This window comes from Halovulum sp. GXIMD14793, from assembly GCF_054457435.1.
Genome location: NZ_JBTLNE010000026.1, coordinates 23,116 through 39,566 on the forward strand (window position 1 = coordinate 23,116; position 16,451 = coordinate 39,566).

Sequence of the window (16,451 nt, forward strand, 5' to 3'; positions counted from 1 at the left end):
ATGGCCGATATTTCCATCCGCGATGTGCGCAAATCCTACGGCAAGGACGAGGTCATTCATGGCGTCGACCTTAAGATTGAGAATGGTGAATTCATCGTCATCCTTGGCCCCTCTGGCTGCGGCAAGTCCACGCTTCTTCGTATGATTGCCGGGCTGGAGGAGGTCACCAGCGGCGAAATTGCCATCGAAAGCAAAGTGGTCAATGACCTTGAACCCCGAGAGCGCGGCTGCGCCATGGTGTTCCAGAACTACGCCCTTTATCCGCATATGACCGTTGGCGGCAATATCGGCTATGCGCTGAAGGTGGCAGGCGTCAATAAAGCAGAGCGAGAGGCGCGCATTGCCGAGGTCGCCAAATCCGTCGGGCTCGACAGCTTTGTGGACCGCAAGCCCGGCCAATTGTCCGGCGGGCAACGCCAGCGCGTCGCCATGGCCCGCGCCATCATCCGCGAACCCAAGGTGTTTCTGTTCGACGAACCCCTGTCCAACCTGGACGCCAAGCTGCGCGTGCAGATGCGCCACGAGATCCGCCGCATCCACAAGCGCATCGGGACAACCTCGGTCTTTGTGACCCATGACCAGCATGAGGGCATGACACTGGCCGACCGCATGGTGATCATGAATAACGGGACCATTGATCAGGTCGGCACCCCGGAGGAGGTCTATAACCAGCCCGCAACGACCTATGTGGCCGGGTTCATCGGCTCCCCCGCGATGAACTTCCTGTCCGGCCAAGTCTCGGCAGAGGCGGGTGCGGTGGTTCTGGGCGATGGCTCGCACATTCCCCTGACCAGTGCTGCAGGGCTTGACGGGCGGCTGGTACAAATCGGACTGAGGCCCGAGGCATTGTCACTGACTGACCCAGAGCATGCAACGCTGCGGGCGCATTTCGACTTTTACGAGGAACTCGGCTCCAGCGGGCTGCACCATCTGATGGCAGAGGATATTCCCCTGTCCGTCCTGTCCGAAACCAAGTCACGCCTAAGCGAAGGCACCCCCGTTGGCGTGTCAGTTCCTGCAAGCGCCGTGCATCTGTTCGACGCCGAAAGCGGCAAGCGCATCGAACAGAATGTCGCGCAACCGGTATTGGAGACCGCCTGATGCAACTGGCCAGCTACAACATCCAATATGGCAAGGGCAAAGACGAGTGTTACGACCTTGACCGTATCGTTGCTGAACTCGGCGACTCTGATCTGATCGCCCTGCAGGAGGTTGAAACCTTCGTCGCCCGCTCCGGCATGGTCAATCAGGCTGAGGAGATCGCTGCAAGGCTGCCGCATATGCACTGGGTCTATGGTCCGGGCATTGATCTGGACGCGTCCGAGCTTGTCGATGGCAAGCCGGTGCATCGCCGTCGCCAGTTCGGCAATATGGTGCTGTCGCGCTGGCCGATCCTGTCTTCGATCAACCACACCCTGCCCAAGATTGCCTTGCACAGCATTTTCCACCTGCAACGCACGCTCGTTGAATGTGTCATCGACGCGCCATCCGGCCCGCTGCGCTTTTGCTCCGCGCATCTGGATCATGTCTCAACCGATACACGCCGCGCGCAGGTGGAGTATATGTGCGATATACTGCTGCGAGGCCATGAGCGCGGCGCCAGCGCTGGCGGCGATGTGAAAGACCCCGACTGGTGCGACCGGCCAATGCCGCCACAGCCGATGACCGCCATCGTCATGGGCGACATGAATTTTCAACCCAACAGCCCGGAATATACCCGCGTTGTCGGCGATGTCTCGGACTGGCATGGGCGCACCTTGCGGGTGCATGGGCTAGCCGATGCCTGGACCCTGGCCGGGCATCCGGAGGACGAGGGCGACACCATTCCCCGCGAAAGCCGTCCGCCGCGCCGCATCGACCATTGCTTTGTCACCACCGATCTGGCGGACAAAGTGCAAAGCATGGAGATTGGGACTGACGCTGTCGGCTCAGATCATCAGCCCATATTCGTTACGCTTGATGTGGAATGAACAGCCCGGACGTAACCGCAACCTGCGATAAGGCGAGCCCAGAAAACCCCATGATAGACCGTGACCTTGCCTTTCGCTATCTCACCGGCGCGCTGACAGGCGGTGCGCAGCCTGAGGCCGTGGGCCGCAAGTTCACCCCAGAGGGCACCCCGCTGCCCTGCCCCGGCAATACCATCATCTGCCATATCGACCAGCGGTCCGAGGCGTTTGCCGGTCTGGTGACAGCCCAGCAACACCTTAAGACCGGCCCGCATGCCGATGCATTCACGTTTCTACCGGCAGAGAGCTTTCACATGACCGTCTTTGAAGGTGTGATCGACTATACCCGCACCCCCGAAAGATGGCCCACACATCTGCCGCTGGACGCACCGATCGACACTGTCACAACCGACTTTGCCGAACGCCTGCAGGATATCAACCTGCCAGCCCCTCTTCAGGTCCGGCCCGAAGGCATCTTCGCCGGGTTCAGCGTCAGCCTGACCGGCGCCACACCCGAAGCCGAAACACGGCTACGTCACACCCGAGACCAGTTTCAGACCGCCACCAACCTTATCCGCCCTGACCACGACACCTATCGCTTCCATATCACTCTGGGATATCTGCTGCGTTGGCTCGATCCAACCGAAGCCAATGCCGTGCTTGATCTGTCGGAAGACATCGCCGCCAAGTTTACCAAGACCGCTGGACAGATAAACCTCGGCACGCCGGAATTCTGCCGCTTTGACACAATGCACCATTTCGAGCGGATTTGTTATCTTAATACTTAATAAATTAAGCCGGTTTAATGCTAAATACCCATTGATAATTGTGTAACGCACACATTCGGGCATTTGAGCCGTTAGCTATGTATCTAAAATATATATGCAGCGGATTGGGCCAAACTCTCATCAAGTACTTTGCTTAGTAAAAATCTGCTTTGCTGAACAAACCTATTGTTACAGTCCGACTACACCTTCTACTGGAAATGCGATAAAAGGTGTATAGCAGACACAGGCTGATCCCTCAGGCAATGACCTTGCGATGACGCACATCCTTTGCTCCGATTGACGCTCGAAACAGCTCTGCCCAAATCTAGTTATTTGGGGTTTAAAGCGTTTCGAGTTTACCTTGAGACATCGCATAAAATCGAAACGCGTACACCCTATCGGCTTATCACTGCGTTTCGGGATAAGCTTGTGTCTTAGGTTTATCCCGAAACGCTTTAGCTTCCTCGCGACGGGCTTCGGCCCGGTCTTCGGCAGCCTGGCGGTCGGCTTCGGCAGCCAGTTTGATGCGCACGGCTTCACGCTCTGCCTCTTGCTGGCGACGGGCAATCTCGGCTTGCTGGGCGGCGCGCAGGGTCTCAATCTCCTGCTTCTGCGCGATTTGTGCGGCGCGCTCGTCCTTGTCGATCTGGTATTCCAGCCGTTCAGCTTCCATCGCAGAGCGGCGCACCGACACCTCGGCCTCGGCATCAATCTCGGCGCGCTCTTTCTTGGATTTCGCGATCACTTCCGCCAGCTTGCGCATCCCGACAGCGTTAAAGGTGTTGTTCTCGTCCAGATGCTCAAACGGCGTCTGGTCCAGTGCGGTCAGCGAGACGGATTTCAACTCCAACCCGTTTTTCAACAGATCCTCGGACACGGCATTCTGCACCTGTTGAACAAAGTCCGAGCGGTTCTCATGCAGCCCATCCATGGTCATGCGCGCCGCAACCGCACGCAGACCGTCGACAAGCTTACCCTCAATCATCTCGCGCAGCGCTTCGACTTCGAAAGTCTTGTCGCCGAGGGTCTGGGCGGCCCGTGCAATCCCATCCTCCGTCGCATTGACAGAGACGTAGAATTCCACGCCCACATCGACACGCATGCGGTCGGCGGTAATCAACGCTGCCTCTCCGTTGCGGCGCACCTCCAGCCGCAGGGTTTTCATGTTAACCAGCGTGATCTCATGCAGCAGCGGAATGGCAACCGTGCCGCCATCCATGATGACTTTTTTGCCGCCAGAGCCAGTCTTGACCAGGCTGACCTCGCGCGTGGATCGGTGGTACAGGCGCGCCAGCACCAGTCCGATGAAGATGACAAGCGCCAGGACAACGCAGACGATAAAGGCTATCTCGGTCATTCAGGTTTCCCCCTAATTTCAGTTCAGTTTCAATCGATGGTAATCTCAACAGCCCGGAAAGAACCGTCGCGGCGTCGGATCACGTAGACTTCGCTGCCCTCAGACAGGGTTACATCGTCTTCCAATGGTTCAACGCGCAGGTAGTGCAGATTGCCGTGCCGATCGCGGATACGGCATTCAGCGGGCTGGCCCCGACGGGCATTGCCCTGAGTAATCACACCATGCTGGCTGCCCATATGACGGCGGGACATGGCGGTTGTTTCAGTCTTTGGAACCAGGCGGGCCAGCGTGTTGGAGACCAGTTCCACGGCCCAAAGCGTCGGGGCCAAGGCCAGTGGCATGGCCAGCAGTGCTGGCATGGTTTAGTCAAACACCGCCCGCATGCCGCTTTGCAGGATAAACCCGGACAGGCCAACCCCGGTCAGCAGCGTCGCCAGCCAGATAACAAAGGGCACCTTCCCAAGACCAAACCAGCCAGACGCGGCGGATGCCGCCCCATCGCTTAGCCCCGGTTGTCCCGGCGCGGTTTTATCTATGTCCAGCTCTGGCTCTACGGACATATCAGCAATGTCAATTTCTATGTCCAGATCGGCGATATCAAGATCAGGCGCGTCTGTATCCGATGAAATCAGCGACCCGCCAAGTAGAAGCGCGATGACCTCTAGCAACAGAAGCCCAAAAACAAGAGCCAAAGACAGCGTAAATGGAAACATATTATTCGAAAATATGAATTCGTACATTCACCCTCCCTATTGCTATGGATATTTACATGGCTAAGGATCTCAGTATTCAAAAGTACGCAATGGTATTCCGTGAGAAACCGTACTCGAATCTTACCTGACCGGGTTAGTTTTTGTAGTTTTGCCGCACCTATGTATCATAGAATCCGTCTTCAAAAGGTGGATAGAACATCAGCGTGCTTCCAGGCATGGCATCCACGAAAGGTCCGTGATCGCTGGCCTCTTCGCCCGGTTCGTCGGCCCGAACCACCAGACCGAAGGTCTGTCTGTGGTCTTCAACCGAGAATGGCAGGACGCGGATTGTTTCCGGCGACCAGCTCCCCAGCCGCTCCAGATGCCGTGTCACTGTATCGCGCACCGAGACACGGCTTCCACGCGATCCCAAAGCGGTGATTTCATGGCGGATCAGTTCGCCCTTTTCGTCGAAGACATAAGTGCAGATGAAATCATGCGGCTCACCATCCACGATCGCCAGCTGCACATCGACCCAGAAACCATTGCCAGTCTTCAGACGCCCAACGTGTTTAAGGTGCCAGTCGTCGGGTTTCAGCGTGATTTCAATCGTCATCTCGGCTCAATCCCGCGTTAAACGGCGCATCAGGCTGGACGTATCCCAACGCCCGCCGCCCATGGCCTGCACCTCTTTGTAGAACTGATCAATCTGCGCCGTGGCTGGCAGTTGGGCACCGTTGCGGTTGGCCTCGTCCAGAACGATACCCAGATCCTTGCGCATCCAGTCAACGGCAAAGCCAAAGTCAAACTTGTCAGCCAGCATGGTTGTGCCGCGGTTTTCCATTTGCCAGGATCCCGCAGCCCCCTTGGAGATCACATCAAGAACCGCCTCACCGTCCAATCCGGCGCGGGCGCAGAAATTCAATCCCTCGGACAGGCCCTGCAACAGACCCGCAATGCAAATCTGGTTGACCATCTTGGTCAGCTGACCAGACCCCGCTGGCCCCATCAGGCGGCAGGCACGGGCGAAACAGTCAATCAGAGGTTTGGCGCGATCAAACGGGGCGGCGTCACCGCCGCACATCACCGTCAAAACACCGTTTTCCGCCCCGGCCTGCCCGCCGGATACAGGCGCATCTATAAAGTCGAACCCCGCCTGCCCCGCAGCGGCATACAGCTCTCGTGCAACTTCTGCCGAAGCGGTGGTGTGATCGACGAAGGCCGCGCCCTTTGCAACAGCTGCAAATACCCCATCCGGTCCGATGGTTACTGCGCGCAGATCGTCATCGTTCCCGACGCAGCAAAACACCACCTCTGCACCGTGCGCTGCCTCGGCGGGGGTCGGCGCATGGGTGCCGCCATGTTCGGCCACCCAAGCCTCTGCTTTGGCGGCTGTGCGATTATAGACGCAGACCTGATGTCCCTTGGCCTGAAGATGCCCCGCCATGGGGTATCCCATCACACCCAGCCCGATAAACGCTACTTTTGCCATCCTATCCCCCTACCTCCGATGAATTGTCTCTGCCGTCTTGGCCTGCTATCGTTCATGGGTCAACCGGCGGGAGGAAACAGGTGACAACATTTCGGGCATTCAAATGGCTTGTACGGGGATTGGGCGTGGTGTTCGTGCTGACGCTATTTGCTGCGGGCATGGTCTATTACTTCGCCAGTCGCTCTCTGCCGGACTATGATCGCACATATCAGCTGGCCGGGCTTTCTGCACCGGTTGAAATCGTCCGCGACAGCTATGCGGTGCCGTATGTATTTGCCGAAAACGACCGGGATGTTCTCTATGGGCTTGGGTTTGCCCATGCTCAAGATCGGCTGTGGCAGATGACGCTGATGCGGCGCACTGCGCAGGGACGCCTGTCCGAACTGTTCGGGGAAGAGACCTATCAGATCGACGTTCTGATGCGGGCGCTTGGCCTTTACGATCTGGCTGTAGAGGCGGCGACACAGCAAACGCCCGAGGTGACCGCAGAACTTGAAGCTTACGCCGCCGGGGTTAACGCCTATCTGCAAATTGTGCGGGATGAGGCTTTGGGCCGCGGCGCACCTGAGTTCTTTCTATTCCCCACCTCCATCGCGCCCTGGACACCAGCGGACAGTATTGCGATCCAAAAGCTGATGGCGCTGCAGCTGACCGATATGGCAAGCCGCGAGGTGCTCCGCGCCGAACTGGCGCTACGTCTGCCGCCCGAGCGGATGGCCGATCTGTTCCCTGAAGATGTGCCTGCGGTTCTGGACCTGCGCGACTTCGCTGGGCTTCCGAAGACTGGTCCGGCCTTTGCCGAGATATCCCATCCGCTGTATCCTGTAGCATCCCCCGGCACGGCAGGTGCCTCCAACGCCTGGGCTGCGGCGGCATTTCGAACTGCGGGCAATGCCCCCCTCTTTGCCAACGACCCGCATCTGGAACTGACCGCACCCTCGATCTGGATGTTGGCCCGGCTGGAGTTTGAGAACGGCGGTTCCATAGGTGGCACGATACCCGGCCTTCCTGCGATTTTGGTCGGGCGCAGCAATCAACTGGCCTGGGGGCTGACGACCTCCTATCTGGATGATCAGGACATCTATATCGAGAAGCTTGCGGACGATCCGACGCAGTACGAAACCCCGGACGGCCCCAAACCCTTTGAAACGCAGGATACGATTATTAACGTCAAAGGGCAAAATCCCAAAACACTGACACTGCGTCGGACCCGCCATGGCCCTGTGATCCCGGCACCGCATTTCGGGGCCGCGCGTATCACACCCGAGGGACATGTCGCCGCCCTGCGCTGGACCGCACTGACCGGGGATGATCACACGATCGAAGCCATGTTGAAAATGCAACGCGCCCAAACACGTGCGGAAGCGATTGATTTCGGCCGGCTTGTGGTGGCCCCGTCGCAAAACCTGACACTTGCCGATGCCGACGGCGTGGCGCTGCAAGCACTGGGACACCAGCCGCTACGCGGCGCGTCAAACGCATCTCAGGGGCGCATGCCAGTCGCTGGCTGGGTTGCTACCAATGATTGGGAAGGGATTGCGCCGTATGACACCAATCCAACCAGCACCGATCCGGCAGGCGGCATTGTGGTCAACACCAATAACCGCATCACCGACGCCCCTTACCCCTATCACTGGAGCCATGATGTCGGCGATACGCACCGGATCCAGCGTGCGGAACGACTGCTCAATGGGCAGGAGTTCCATACGCTCGACGGATTTGTCAACTTTCAGACCGACATAGTCTCGCCAGCGGCCCGCTCCATCCTGTCGCTGATCGCGCGCAACCTGTGGCTACAGGGAGAGCCTGCAGCCTCCAACACAGCAGAGAGACGCAGACAGACCGCTTTAGAAGCACTGGCCGCTTGGAATGGTGAAATGTCAGAACACTCCTTTGAACCACTGGTCTATGCCGCCTGGGTGGCAGAGCTGCAAAGACGGCTTGTCAGGGATGAGGTCGGACCGCTGACAGAACGGTTGGGCCGGGTCAGACCACACTTCATTGAACGGGTCTTTCGGGATGTCGACGGGGCTGCCATCTGGTGCGACATCAAACAATCCGAGGCAAAGGAAACCTGCAAGGATTTGGCGCGCCTGTCCTTAGATGCTGCTCTCTTGGACCTTACAGAACGCTACGGATCCCGGATCGAAAACTGGCGCTGGGGACAGGCACATCAGGCGCTGCACCGGCATACCTCACTGGGACGTGTCGACGCGCTCAGTTGGCTGGTCAATATCCGGCAGGAAACGGCGGGTGGTAGCTTTACGCTTATGCGTGGGCAAACCATCGATAAAGGTGACAATCCATTTCTGAACGTGCATGGCAGCGGTTATCGCGCTGTCGTAGACTTTTCTGATCTCGAGGGATCACAAGTGATGATCGCAACCGGTCAAAGCGGGCACTTCCTGTCGCGTCACTATGACGATCTGTCAACGCTGTGGCGGCGCGGAGAGTATATCCCGATGGCTCTGGACCCGGAGGTTGCGCGTGGCGGTGCAGTCGGCATCACCAAACTAAGCCCGACGGCAGTGCAGTAGGGTGGGTTTAAACCCACCCTACCCGGCGGCCCTCAGCTAAACAATTCGTGGCACAGCTCCAGCGCTTCCACCAGCTGGTCCACCTCATCCCGAGTATTGTAGAGCCCGAATGAGGCACGGCAGGTTGCACTCACCCCCAAATGCTCCATCAGGGGCTGGGCGCAATGATGCCCGGCGCGCACGGCAATTCCCTTCTGATCCAACACGGTAGATATGTCATGCGGATGCCCCATCCCGTCAATGGTAAAGGAAAATATCGCGGCTTTGTCCGCCGTCGTCCCCTGCAGATGCAGCCAGTTGATCGCACCCAGACGCTCCACAGCATAATCGCGCAAAGACGCCTCATGCGCCGCAATCGCATCCATTCCAAGGTCCGTCATATAGTCGAGCGCTGCGCCCAGACCGATCATCTGAACAATGCCGGGGGTGCCCGCCTCGAATTTATGGGGGGGATCATTATAGGTGACCGTATCCTTGGCAACCGTACGGATCATATCGCCACCGCCCATAAACGGCGCCATCTCTGCCATCCGGTCCGTCGAGATATAGACAGCCCCCGAGGCTGAGGGCCCATAAAGCTTGTGCCCGGTGATGGCGTAGAAATCCACACCCAGATCCTGCACATCCACGGGCATATGCACAGCACCTTGCGACCCATCGACCGCCACCGGGATCCCGCGCGCCCGTGCAGCCGCTGCAATCGCCCGAATATCAACCACTGTCCCGAGCACGTTAGAGACATGCGTCAGGGAGATCAGCTTGGTTTTCGGCGTAATAGCATCGATCACCGCTTGCGGATCAAGCGCGCCGGTTTCATCGACATCAACCCATTTCAACACCACGCCCTGACGCTCACGCAGGAAATGCCAGGGTACGATATTGGCATGATGCTCCATCACGCTTAGCAGAATTTCATCCCCAGCCTGCAGGTTCGGAGCCGCCCAACCATAAGAGATCAGGTTAAACGCCATGGTCGAGCCGGTTGTATAAAGCACCTCTTCCACGCGCGGTGCGTTCAGGAACGCCCGCAACTTTTCACGGACCGCCTCGTAGTTTTCTGTCGCGATATTCGACAATGTATGCAAACCGCGATGCACATTGGCATATTCATCGCCATAGGCCCGCACCACCGCATCAATCACAGCCTGCGGCTTTTGTGCCGATGCCCCATTGTCCAGATAAACCAGCGGCTTGCCATTCACTTCGCGCGACAGGATTGGAAAATCCCGGCGCACAGTTTCAACATCATAGGTCACTGTTGTTGCAGCCCTTCAACCTGTATTCCAAGCGATAGCAACACAATACTTGCGATCATGCTCAAGCCGAACAGCGACATTAGCATACCGCCAAAGACCTTAAGCCGATCCTCAAATCCGTGCAGCTCTGCAATAAAATGGGTCGCTGCCCAGAAACTCCAAATTAAAATCAACAAAGTTGCGCTCAGACCCAGGGGAACGCTGATGGCCGAGATCAGCAAAGCACCGACCTGCAACACTGCAGATACGGCGATAAAGCCGGACATGACCTGAACCGTCATCTCAAAACTGCCTGTGCCGCCAAACATCCGGCCAATACCGAAGGTCAGCACGATCATCAGAAGATTGGCAACCAAGTTGAAGAGCCCGACAGAAACGGGCGACAGGACAAACGCCCCCTCAGGAGCCGGCCCTGCCATAAGCATCAGTGCGCCAAAGATTGCGCTGTAAGCCGAGACCGACAGAACCACCACCATGACAAAAGCCGATAGCGGCAGATCAAGACCGATCAGCCGCCGGGCCGCGATATGGGGCAATGTCAGCGCTTCGAGAAAAAGGCGCCTTAGAAGATCAAGCATTTAGTGCGAGCCAGGCAATCCGAACAGCGCCAAAGAAATCGCTCCGATAGCACCAACGGCCATAAGGATGCCGAAGGAAGGAAGATGCGACTTGAATTTCTGCGCTTCGGCCAAGCCGAGGCTGATGAACCAGAACAGTGGTACAAACCCGCCTAAAAGGATGGCCATCTCCATCTCAATGCTTAGCAGCCATGGGATGCCAGCGCCGTAGTTGCTGATCATACCACCCAAAGCGGCAAGGAGAATTTCAAAGGGTGCCGCAACCAACGCGCCCCAGAAAACCCCAACCCGGGTTTCCTTCCACGTGCCCTTGCCGCCCACAGCCTTGGACCCAAGCTGCAGAACAAGGGACAGGACATACATGAAGATCGTGCGCAGCAGCAGAACCGCAACAAGAATTTTGAAGGCAAGCAGCCCGACCTGAGCCGTCTCATAGCCAAAGGGTGAGACCAGTGCGCGAATGGTAAAGGATACGAAAAAGATAATGTCCGACAACAGCACATAAAACAGCAGCCGGTGCTCATCCAGGTTTTCGTTGATCAGCCCGCGGGTATGGCCACGCATATCCTTCCAGGAATTGATGATCCGACGGCCAAGGCTGGTGCCTGTGGTCTCAGTCTCCTCCATGGTCATTTCATCAAGACGGCTGTGATATTCCGGCACATCACCGCCCTGCATCAACTGCTCGGCGACAGCACTGCCTGCCGCTGTCAGCGGACCCGGGACAATCTTGAAATCGTCTTCTTCTTCACCGTCGAACGCCTGCTCGTCGGGACCACCCGTATCGCTCATTCGTAACGTCCTGCTTTTCTGTTCCTCACGCACTCTAGGTGGTCAAAAAATAAGACACAAATGTGACCGTTTGGTGCGTTTCTTGCTCACTTATGTTGGGTTAGCAGAATTAATGGGGCGATCCTAGCGCAGACCGACAGACATATGCAAAAACTCTGCTATCGTTGTTTTTGCGACGAAGCTGCTGAAATCATGCAACCCCAAACGATACAAAATACTGCAAAACCAATTATATATACCGCCATCCTAAAATCGCCATGCGCGCCCTCGGCAAACAAACCTGCCAAACGAACCACCACCAGAACGGGTGTTGCGACCAGAAGGCTCCAGAATAACGCGAGCCTCATGTGATAATATGAGACGTCCAACCCCGCCAATCGCGCAATCCAACCAGAGATTGCCGCGACGGCATAGAAAAACAGCGGCGCAAAGAACAAAGCGCCGAATAACCTGCCAATCAGCACGGCGGGTATGGCGTCCTCTTCCGTCAGGCCGCTGGCCTGTTCCAGCGCATCGGGCACCGAGGCAAGGAACCCGACGACACAGGCAATAAGACCATAGGCCAGAATACGCGCCTCTTTCGGCTGCAGGGCAATCTGATGCCGCATCGAGGCCCCAAACCCGCCCCAGGCGCGAAACGCGTCGGTCACCAGCATGGTTAGCTTTGACGCTTCTCTGCCAGCCAGTCCTGCAACTGTCCACGGATCAGATCGGCCAAGGTGTCATCCTCGATCTCCTGAATGGCTTCATCGAGAAAGGCCAGCACCAGCATATCCTCAGCGTCCCGGCGCGGCACGCCGCGCGAACACAGATAGAACAGCGACTCTTCATCAACGGAACCAACGGTGGACCCGTGCGAGCAAGCGACATCGTCGGCATAGATCTCGAGCTCGGGCTTGGCCAGGAACTGGCTGTCATCATCACGCAAAAGCCCCTGCGATATCTGATAGCCATCGGTTTTCTGCGCCCCTTCACGGACCAGAATCTTGCCCTGAAACACACCCGTTGCGCCGTCGCCGAGAACTTTTTTGAATACCTGACGGCTTTCGCAGTTCACCGCGTCATGGGTGATAAAGACCGTGTCGTCATGATGAAACGTGCCCTGCCCTAAGGACGCTCCGGCGACATGTGCGATGGCGTCGTCACCGGTCAGTTCAATCACGCATTCATTGCGGGTCATCACGCCGTTCATCGTCAGGGTAAATGACTTGAAGCTGCTTTCGGCCCCCAGACGTGCAAAGACATGCGTGGCCGCAACCCGGTCATGATCCCAGCCCTGAGTGCGGATATGATTGAAACTTGCACCATCGGCGATATCAACTTCCATCACCGTATTGAACCGGGCCGCTATCGGTCCATCCTCCAGCAACGTCAGACCTGCGCCTGACTCAAGGCGAATGGTGTGGTGGATCGCGGCATCCGCGCTATCGGCGCTATGGATGGCATGAATTGCGATGGGGCGGGCAACCTGACCGGTAACGCGGATTAACATTCCCTCATCGGCGACCGCCGTGTTCAGGGCTGCCAGCGGGCGCGGCACGGGTGACTGGCCCGCCTCTTCCAGCTTACCATACAGATCGCGGGACCAGTGAATATCCTGCGAGGCCGCGACCGAAAGCGGTTCGATGGTCAGACCTTCTTGTGACAGATCGCTGGACTGTTCGGCATCAAAACGACCGTCGACAAAGACCAGATGCAGCCGATCAACACCGTCAAACAGCGTTGGTTTCCCCCTAGAGCCGGGATCAGCACTGTGGGTTTCGCCGCTCAGCAAGCTCGGATCGGTGTATTTCCAGTATTCATCGCGCCGCGCCGGGCCGCCCATCTCACGCAGGCGCGCGGCCGCCGCCTGACGCGCCGCCTTCACCCAGTCAGCCTTGCCGGTCGGGGCCTTGTGGCGGGACAAAAGGGTTTCAGCCAGCGCCAGTTTGGTTTCCGTCAGCGCCATCAGGCCACCTCGTTCAGAATATCGGCATACCCGTTCTTTTCCACCTCAAGCGCAAGCTCGGGTCCGCCGGTCTTGATGATCCGGCCATCGGCCATGATATGCACCACATCCGGTTTGATGTGATCCAGCAGGCGCTGGTAATGCGTGATCACAAGAAAGGCACGGCCTTCGTTGCGCAGCGCATTGACGCCATCGGCCACCAGCCGCATCGCATCCACATCCAGACCACTATCGGTTTCGTCCATGATGCACATTTTCGGTTCAAGAACAGACATCTGCAGGATTTCGTTGCGCTTCTTTTCACCGCCAGAAAAGCCAACATTGACCGGGCGCTTCAGCATATCCGCATCAATCTTCAGCTTGGCAGCTTTCTCGCGCACCATTTTCAGGAAGTCGGCCGCGTTGAGCTCTTCCTGCCCGCGCGCTTTGCGCTGGCCGTTCAGGGCGGTGCGCAGAAAGGTCATGTTGCCAACGCCGGGGATTTCCACCGGATACTGAAAGGCCAGGAACAGGCCTATCGCCGCGCGCTCTTCGGGTTCCAGTTCCAGAATATCCTCGCCCTGCAAGGTCGCGGAACCGTCGGTCACCTCATAGCCATCACGCCCAGACAACACATAGCTGAGCGTCGACTTACCGGACCCGTTCGGCCCCATGATCGCGTGTACTTTGCCAGCCTCGACTTTCAGGTCGACACCTTTGAGGATGACTTTATCCTCTTCCTCAAGTTTGACGTGCAGGTTGTTGATTTTCAGCATATTTTCCCTCTTGCGGCCCCGTGCCGCGTTTTGTCCGATTGATCAGCGTATCTTGTTCACGCCGGATGAATGTCGCGCCCATGGCTTGCGTCAGGATGATGACCCCAGGGTTACCGCCGTGCCGGACGCCGAAACCATCAACATGTTGTTTATTACTTCATAATCGAGTTCCACGCCGACAACCGCATTGGCACCGACCGACGCCGCACGCTCCTGCAGTTCGCGCAGGGCGGTTTCCCGGGCCTCGCCCAGCGATTGTTCATAAGCCCCCGAGCGACCGCCGATAATATCCGTGATCCCGGCAAAGATATCGCGGAACACATTGGCGCCCAGGATCGCCCGCCCACCACAACGCCGTGATAGGCTGATATCCGATGTCCTTCGACCGATGGTGTCGTGGTGACAATCATCTTACATCTCCTCGCCGTCGAAATAGTCGAGACCGTTTTCGGTCCGGTTGATCGTCATAAGTTTCGCGTTGCGGAAACCTCGTCCCTCGCCAATGGCAAAGGCCGCGAACTTGCCGCTGTCCGGATACTCGCAAATATCCGGATCGTTCTTTGTCGACAAGCAGATATATCGCAACACTGTCTGGCCGGTATTGATGATCTGATGGCAGTTTCAGGACCACCTGCGGGCGCGGCACAGATATCGCCGGACTTGATCGGATAAGTCTGGTCGCCAAAGCGATAGCTGCCCTCACCTTCCAGAATGATCATCATCTCCTCATTGCCGTGATGGCAGTGAAACGGATAAGCGCGCTTGCCCGGTTCCACCTGCATATAGGCGCAGCCGAGCTGTTTTGAACCGATCGCATCGCCCAGACGCGCAATTGTCGCACCGAACCGCGCGCTGCCATCCGGATTGACAGTCGTAGTTTCAGCTTCATGGATATTCACGACAGGTTTGGTCATTTCCATATCTCCCACCAGGCCGCCGTTTCGTCACCTGTCTTCGGCTCGGGCGGTGCCGGTTCGCTGTCAGCCCAAATCTCCCACCAGGCTGGCCCCTCAGGCTCTGTGAACCAATCATCGAAGACCAGACCAGATGTTAACGCCACAGCAAATACCAGGCTGGCTGTAATCAATGCACCTGTAAGAAACGCTGCCAGATGGCGCACCGCCAACTTGGATCGGTTCGCGGGCAAGGCAGCCATCATCAGCACCAGTGACACAGCAAGTGCCAGAACCAGCAGCTGGGCCAGCAACAGCCCTTCATGCTGCGCGGACAGCCAACTGTCCTGCAACACCGCACGATGCGCAAGAAACAGGGTACCCACAAAAACCAGACCGCCGAACAAAACGCCGAACAAAAACCGGGTCAACAGACGAGATCGTGCCAACAGTTCTGCAAGATCCGTATCCGCACCCTGTTTAGCCACATCCAGATCAGGGCCGCCGGTTTCTGCATTCTGCTCCAAAGCGCTCAAATATCCTCTCCGGGTTCAAGTCGTTCCAGTATATCCTCGGCCACATCCCGGCACAGCAGATAGATCTCTCCCGGTTTCAGCCCATCAGGGCAGGTGCCATAGGCCGCTGTATGAAATTGCATCAGCGCAGCGCCAGACACGTCAATATAGTACGGATCAGCCCATGTGATCTTATTGGCCACCCTGCCCCATAAACTGGCCTGGCGCTCATAGTGATGGCGCGTTATGCCAAGCTTGTTGGACAAAGCTGTATGATATTGATTGGGCGCATACCCCGTTCGATCCACCATAGCCGACGCGCCACCAAAAATAGGCGACCACATCCCCCGCGCTATCCCCTTTTTAGTTTTGGATAGAACCCGCCTTTTGATGCGTGGCAAATCTTCCATCGCAACGTCAATCATTGCCATGTTTCCCACAATATGCGGGTCATATGGCGAACAAAGTTGCTAGATGCTTCATTCACTGCTTGGCCTTTGAAGGGATCGATCAGATGCAGAACGACCGGTAAACTCTGTCAGTCGATTTGCATGTGTGCCAAGGGCCACGCCGATCAATAGACCCAAAAGAACAAACCATCGTCCGGAAGATGATCTACCCGTTAAAAACTTGATAATGCCAGCCATCAACATCACAAAAACGGCCAAGACGCTCAACGCGACGGTGCCCGCCAAAATCCAAAATATCGGTGTGGGGGCCAGATCGTCTTGGGCATTGCGCGTCAACGCATCGTAGTTTTCGTTCGCATACATAGCTGCAAAAACAAGCACCGCGCCCCATACGACACCAAACAGAATGCTACCTAGACTACCCGTATTCGATTGAGGCCGCCTTCGATCTTGATCAGAGCGCGGCTCGGCCTGCAGCCCAATATTGGCCAAACGGGCTCGAAACTCCTC

General features: G+C 57.2%; 19 protein-coding genes and 1 pseudogene. 4 read left to right on the forward strand and 16 right to left on the reverse strand.

Annotation, left to right across the window (positions count from 1 at the left end; translation table 11 throughout):
- The 3 genes from ACW9UQ_RS09230 to ACW9UQ_RS09240 are packed head-to-tail and all read left to right on the forward strand — an operon-like array spanning position 1 to position 2,737.
- On the forward strand, positions 1-1,101 hold the full coding sequence (locus ACW9UQ_RS09230; protein ID WP_458930731.1) for an ABC transporter ATP-binding protein: 1,101 nt from the start codon (positions 1-3) through the stop codon (positions 1,099-1,101).
- Positions 1,101-1,970: an endonuclease/exonuclease/phosphatase family protein gene (locus ACW9UQ_RS09235; protein WP_458930732.1), complete on the forward strand. Its 870-nt coding sequence runs from the start codon at positions 1,101-1,103 to the stop codon at positions 1,968-1,970. Before ACW9UQ_RS09230 ends, ACW9UQ_RS09235 begins: the two co-directional genes overlap by 1 nt.
- 50 nt (positions 1,971-2,020) lie before the next feature.
- Positions 2,021-2,737, forward strand: a complete 717-nt coding sequence (locus tag ACW9UQ_RS09240) for a DUF1868 domain-containing protein (RefSeq protein ID WP_458930733.1) — start codon at positions 2,021-2,023, stop codon at positions 2,735-2,737.
- A gap of 385 nt (positions 2,738-3,122) precedes the next feature.
- Here ACW9UQ_RS09240 and ACW9UQ_RS09245 read toward each other — a convergent pair whose 3' ends face one another.
- The 5 genes from ACW9UQ_RS09245 to ACW9UQ_RS09265 form a co-directional block, all read right to left on the reverse strand.
- A complete protein-coding gene (locus ACW9UQ_RS09245) occupies positions 3,123-4,073 on the reverse strand; it encodes a flotillin family protein (RefSeq protein ID WP_458930734.1) in 951 nt (316 codons plus the stop codon).
- A 29-nt stretch (positions 4,074-4,102) separates the two neighbouring features.
- Positions 4,103-4,432 carry an OB-fold-containig protein gene (locus ACW9UQ_RS09250; RefSeq protein WP_458930735.1) on the reverse strand — a complete coding sequence of 110 codons (330 nt, stop codon included), beginning with the start codon at positions 4,430-4,432 and terminating at the stop codon, positions 4,103-4,105.
- Between the two features lie 3 nt (positions 4,433-4,435).
- Positions 4,436-4,813, reverse strand: a complete 378-nt coding sequence (locus tag ACW9UQ_RS09255) for a hypothetical protein (RefSeq protein WP_458930736.1) — start codon at positions 4,811-4,813, stop codon at positions 4,436-4,438.
- A 130-nt stretch (positions 4,814-4,943) separates the two neighbouring features.
- A complete protein-coding gene (locus tag ACW9UQ_RS09260) occupies positions 4,944-5,381 on the reverse strand; it encodes a hypothetical protein (protein WP_458930737.1) in 438 nt (145 codons plus the stop codon).
- A 6-nt stretch (positions 5,382-5,387) separates the two neighbouring features.
- Positions 5,388-6,257 (reverse strand): NAD(P)-dependent oxidoreductase, encoded by an 870-nt coding sequence (locus tag ACW9UQ_RS09265; RefSeq protein ID WP_458930738.1) that lies wholly within the window; start codon positions 6,255-6,257, stop codon positions 5,388-5,390.
- A gap of 80 nt (positions 6,258-6,337) precedes the next feature.
- Between ACW9UQ_RS09265 and ACW9UQ_RS09270 the strand changes: the two genes are divergently transcribed.
- Positions 6,338-8,794, forward strand: a complete 2,457-nt coding sequence (locus tag ACW9UQ_RS09270) for a penicillin acylase family protein (protein ID WP_458930739.1) — start codon at positions 6,338-6,340, stop codon at positions 8,792-8,794.
- A gap of 32 nt (positions 8,795-8,826) precedes the next feature.
- Here the strand turns inward: ACW9UQ_RS09270 and ACW9UQ_RS09275 are convergent, their stop codons facing one another.
- The 11 genes and pseudogenes from ACW9UQ_RS09275 to ACW9UQ_RS09325 form a co-directional block, all read right to left on the reverse strand.
- Positions 8,827-10,050: a cysteine desulfurase gene (locus tag ACW9UQ_RS09275; RefSeq protein ID WP_458930740.1), complete on the reverse strand. Its 1,224-nt coding sequence runs from the start codon at positions 10,048-10,050 to the stop codon at positions 8,827-8,829.
- Positions 10,047-10,628, reverse strand: a complete 582-nt coding sequence (locus ACW9UQ_RS09280; RefSeq protein WP_458930741.1) for a YIP1 family protein — start codon at positions 10,626-10,628, stop codon at positions 10,047-10,049. The genes ACW9UQ_RS09275 and ACW9UQ_RS09280 overlap by 4 nt, the downstream gene beginning before the upstream one ends.
- Positions 10,629-11,420 (reverse strand): hypothetical protein, encoded by a 792-nt coding sequence (locus tag ACW9UQ_RS09285; RefSeq protein WP_458930742.1) that lies wholly within the window; start codon positions 11,418-11,420, stop codon positions 10,629-10,631. It lies immediately after the preceding gene.
- A gap of 158 nt (positions 11,421-11,578) precedes the next feature.
- Positions 11,579-12,076, reverse strand: coding sequence for a hypothetical protein (locus tag ACW9UQ_RS09290; protein WP_458930743.1), 498 nt, complete (start codon positions 12,074-12,076; stop codon positions 11,579-11,581).
- A 2-nt stretch (positions 12,077-12,078) separates the two neighbouring features.
- Positions 12,079-13,368, reverse strand: coding sequence for a Fe-S cluster assembly protein SufD (gene sufD / locus ACW9UQ_RS09295; protein WP_458930744.1), 1,290 nt, complete (start codon positions 13,366-13,368; stop codon positions 12,079-12,081).
- Complete coding sequence (sufC, locus tag ACW9UQ_RS09300) at positions 13,368-14,123, reverse strand: Fe-S cluster assembly ATPase SufC (protein ID WP_458930745.1); 756 nt, start codon at positions 14,121-14,123, stop codon at positions 13,368-13,370. Before sufC ends, sufD begins: the two co-directional genes overlap by 1 nt.
- Positions 14,124-14,213: 90 nt before the next feature.
- A pseudogene (locus ACW9UQ_RS09305) lies at positions 14,214-14,533 on the reverse strand (heavy metal-binding domain-containing protein).
- A gap of 54 nt (positions 14,534-14,587) precedes the next feature.
- Entirely contained in the window at positions 14,588-15,037 is a 450-nt protein-coding gene (locus ACW9UQ_RS09310; protein WP_458930746.1) for a cupin domain-containing protein, read from the reverse strand.
- Positions 15,034-15,552, reverse strand: coding sequence for a hypothetical protein (locus ACW9UQ_RS09315; RefSeq protein ID WP_458930747.1), 519 nt, complete (start codon positions 15,550-15,552; stop codon positions 15,034-15,036). The genes ACW9UQ_RS09310 and ACW9UQ_RS09315 overlap by 4 nt, the downstream gene beginning before the upstream one ends.
- Entirely contained in the window at positions 15,549-15,734 is a 186-nt protein-coding gene (locus ACW9UQ_RS09320; RefSeq protein WP_458930748.1) for a hypothetical protein, read from the reverse strand. Before ACW9UQ_RS09320 ends, ACW9UQ_RS09315 begins: the two co-directional genes overlap by 4 nt.
- Positions 15,735-16,010: 276 nt before the next feature.
- Positions 16,011-16,433: a hypothetical protein gene (locus ACW9UQ_RS09325; RefSeq protein WP_458930749.1), complete on the reverse strand. Its 423-nt coding sequence runs from the start codon at positions 16,431-16,433 to the stop codon at positions 16,011-16,013.
- Positions 16,434-16,451 lie beyond the last annotated feature (18 nt).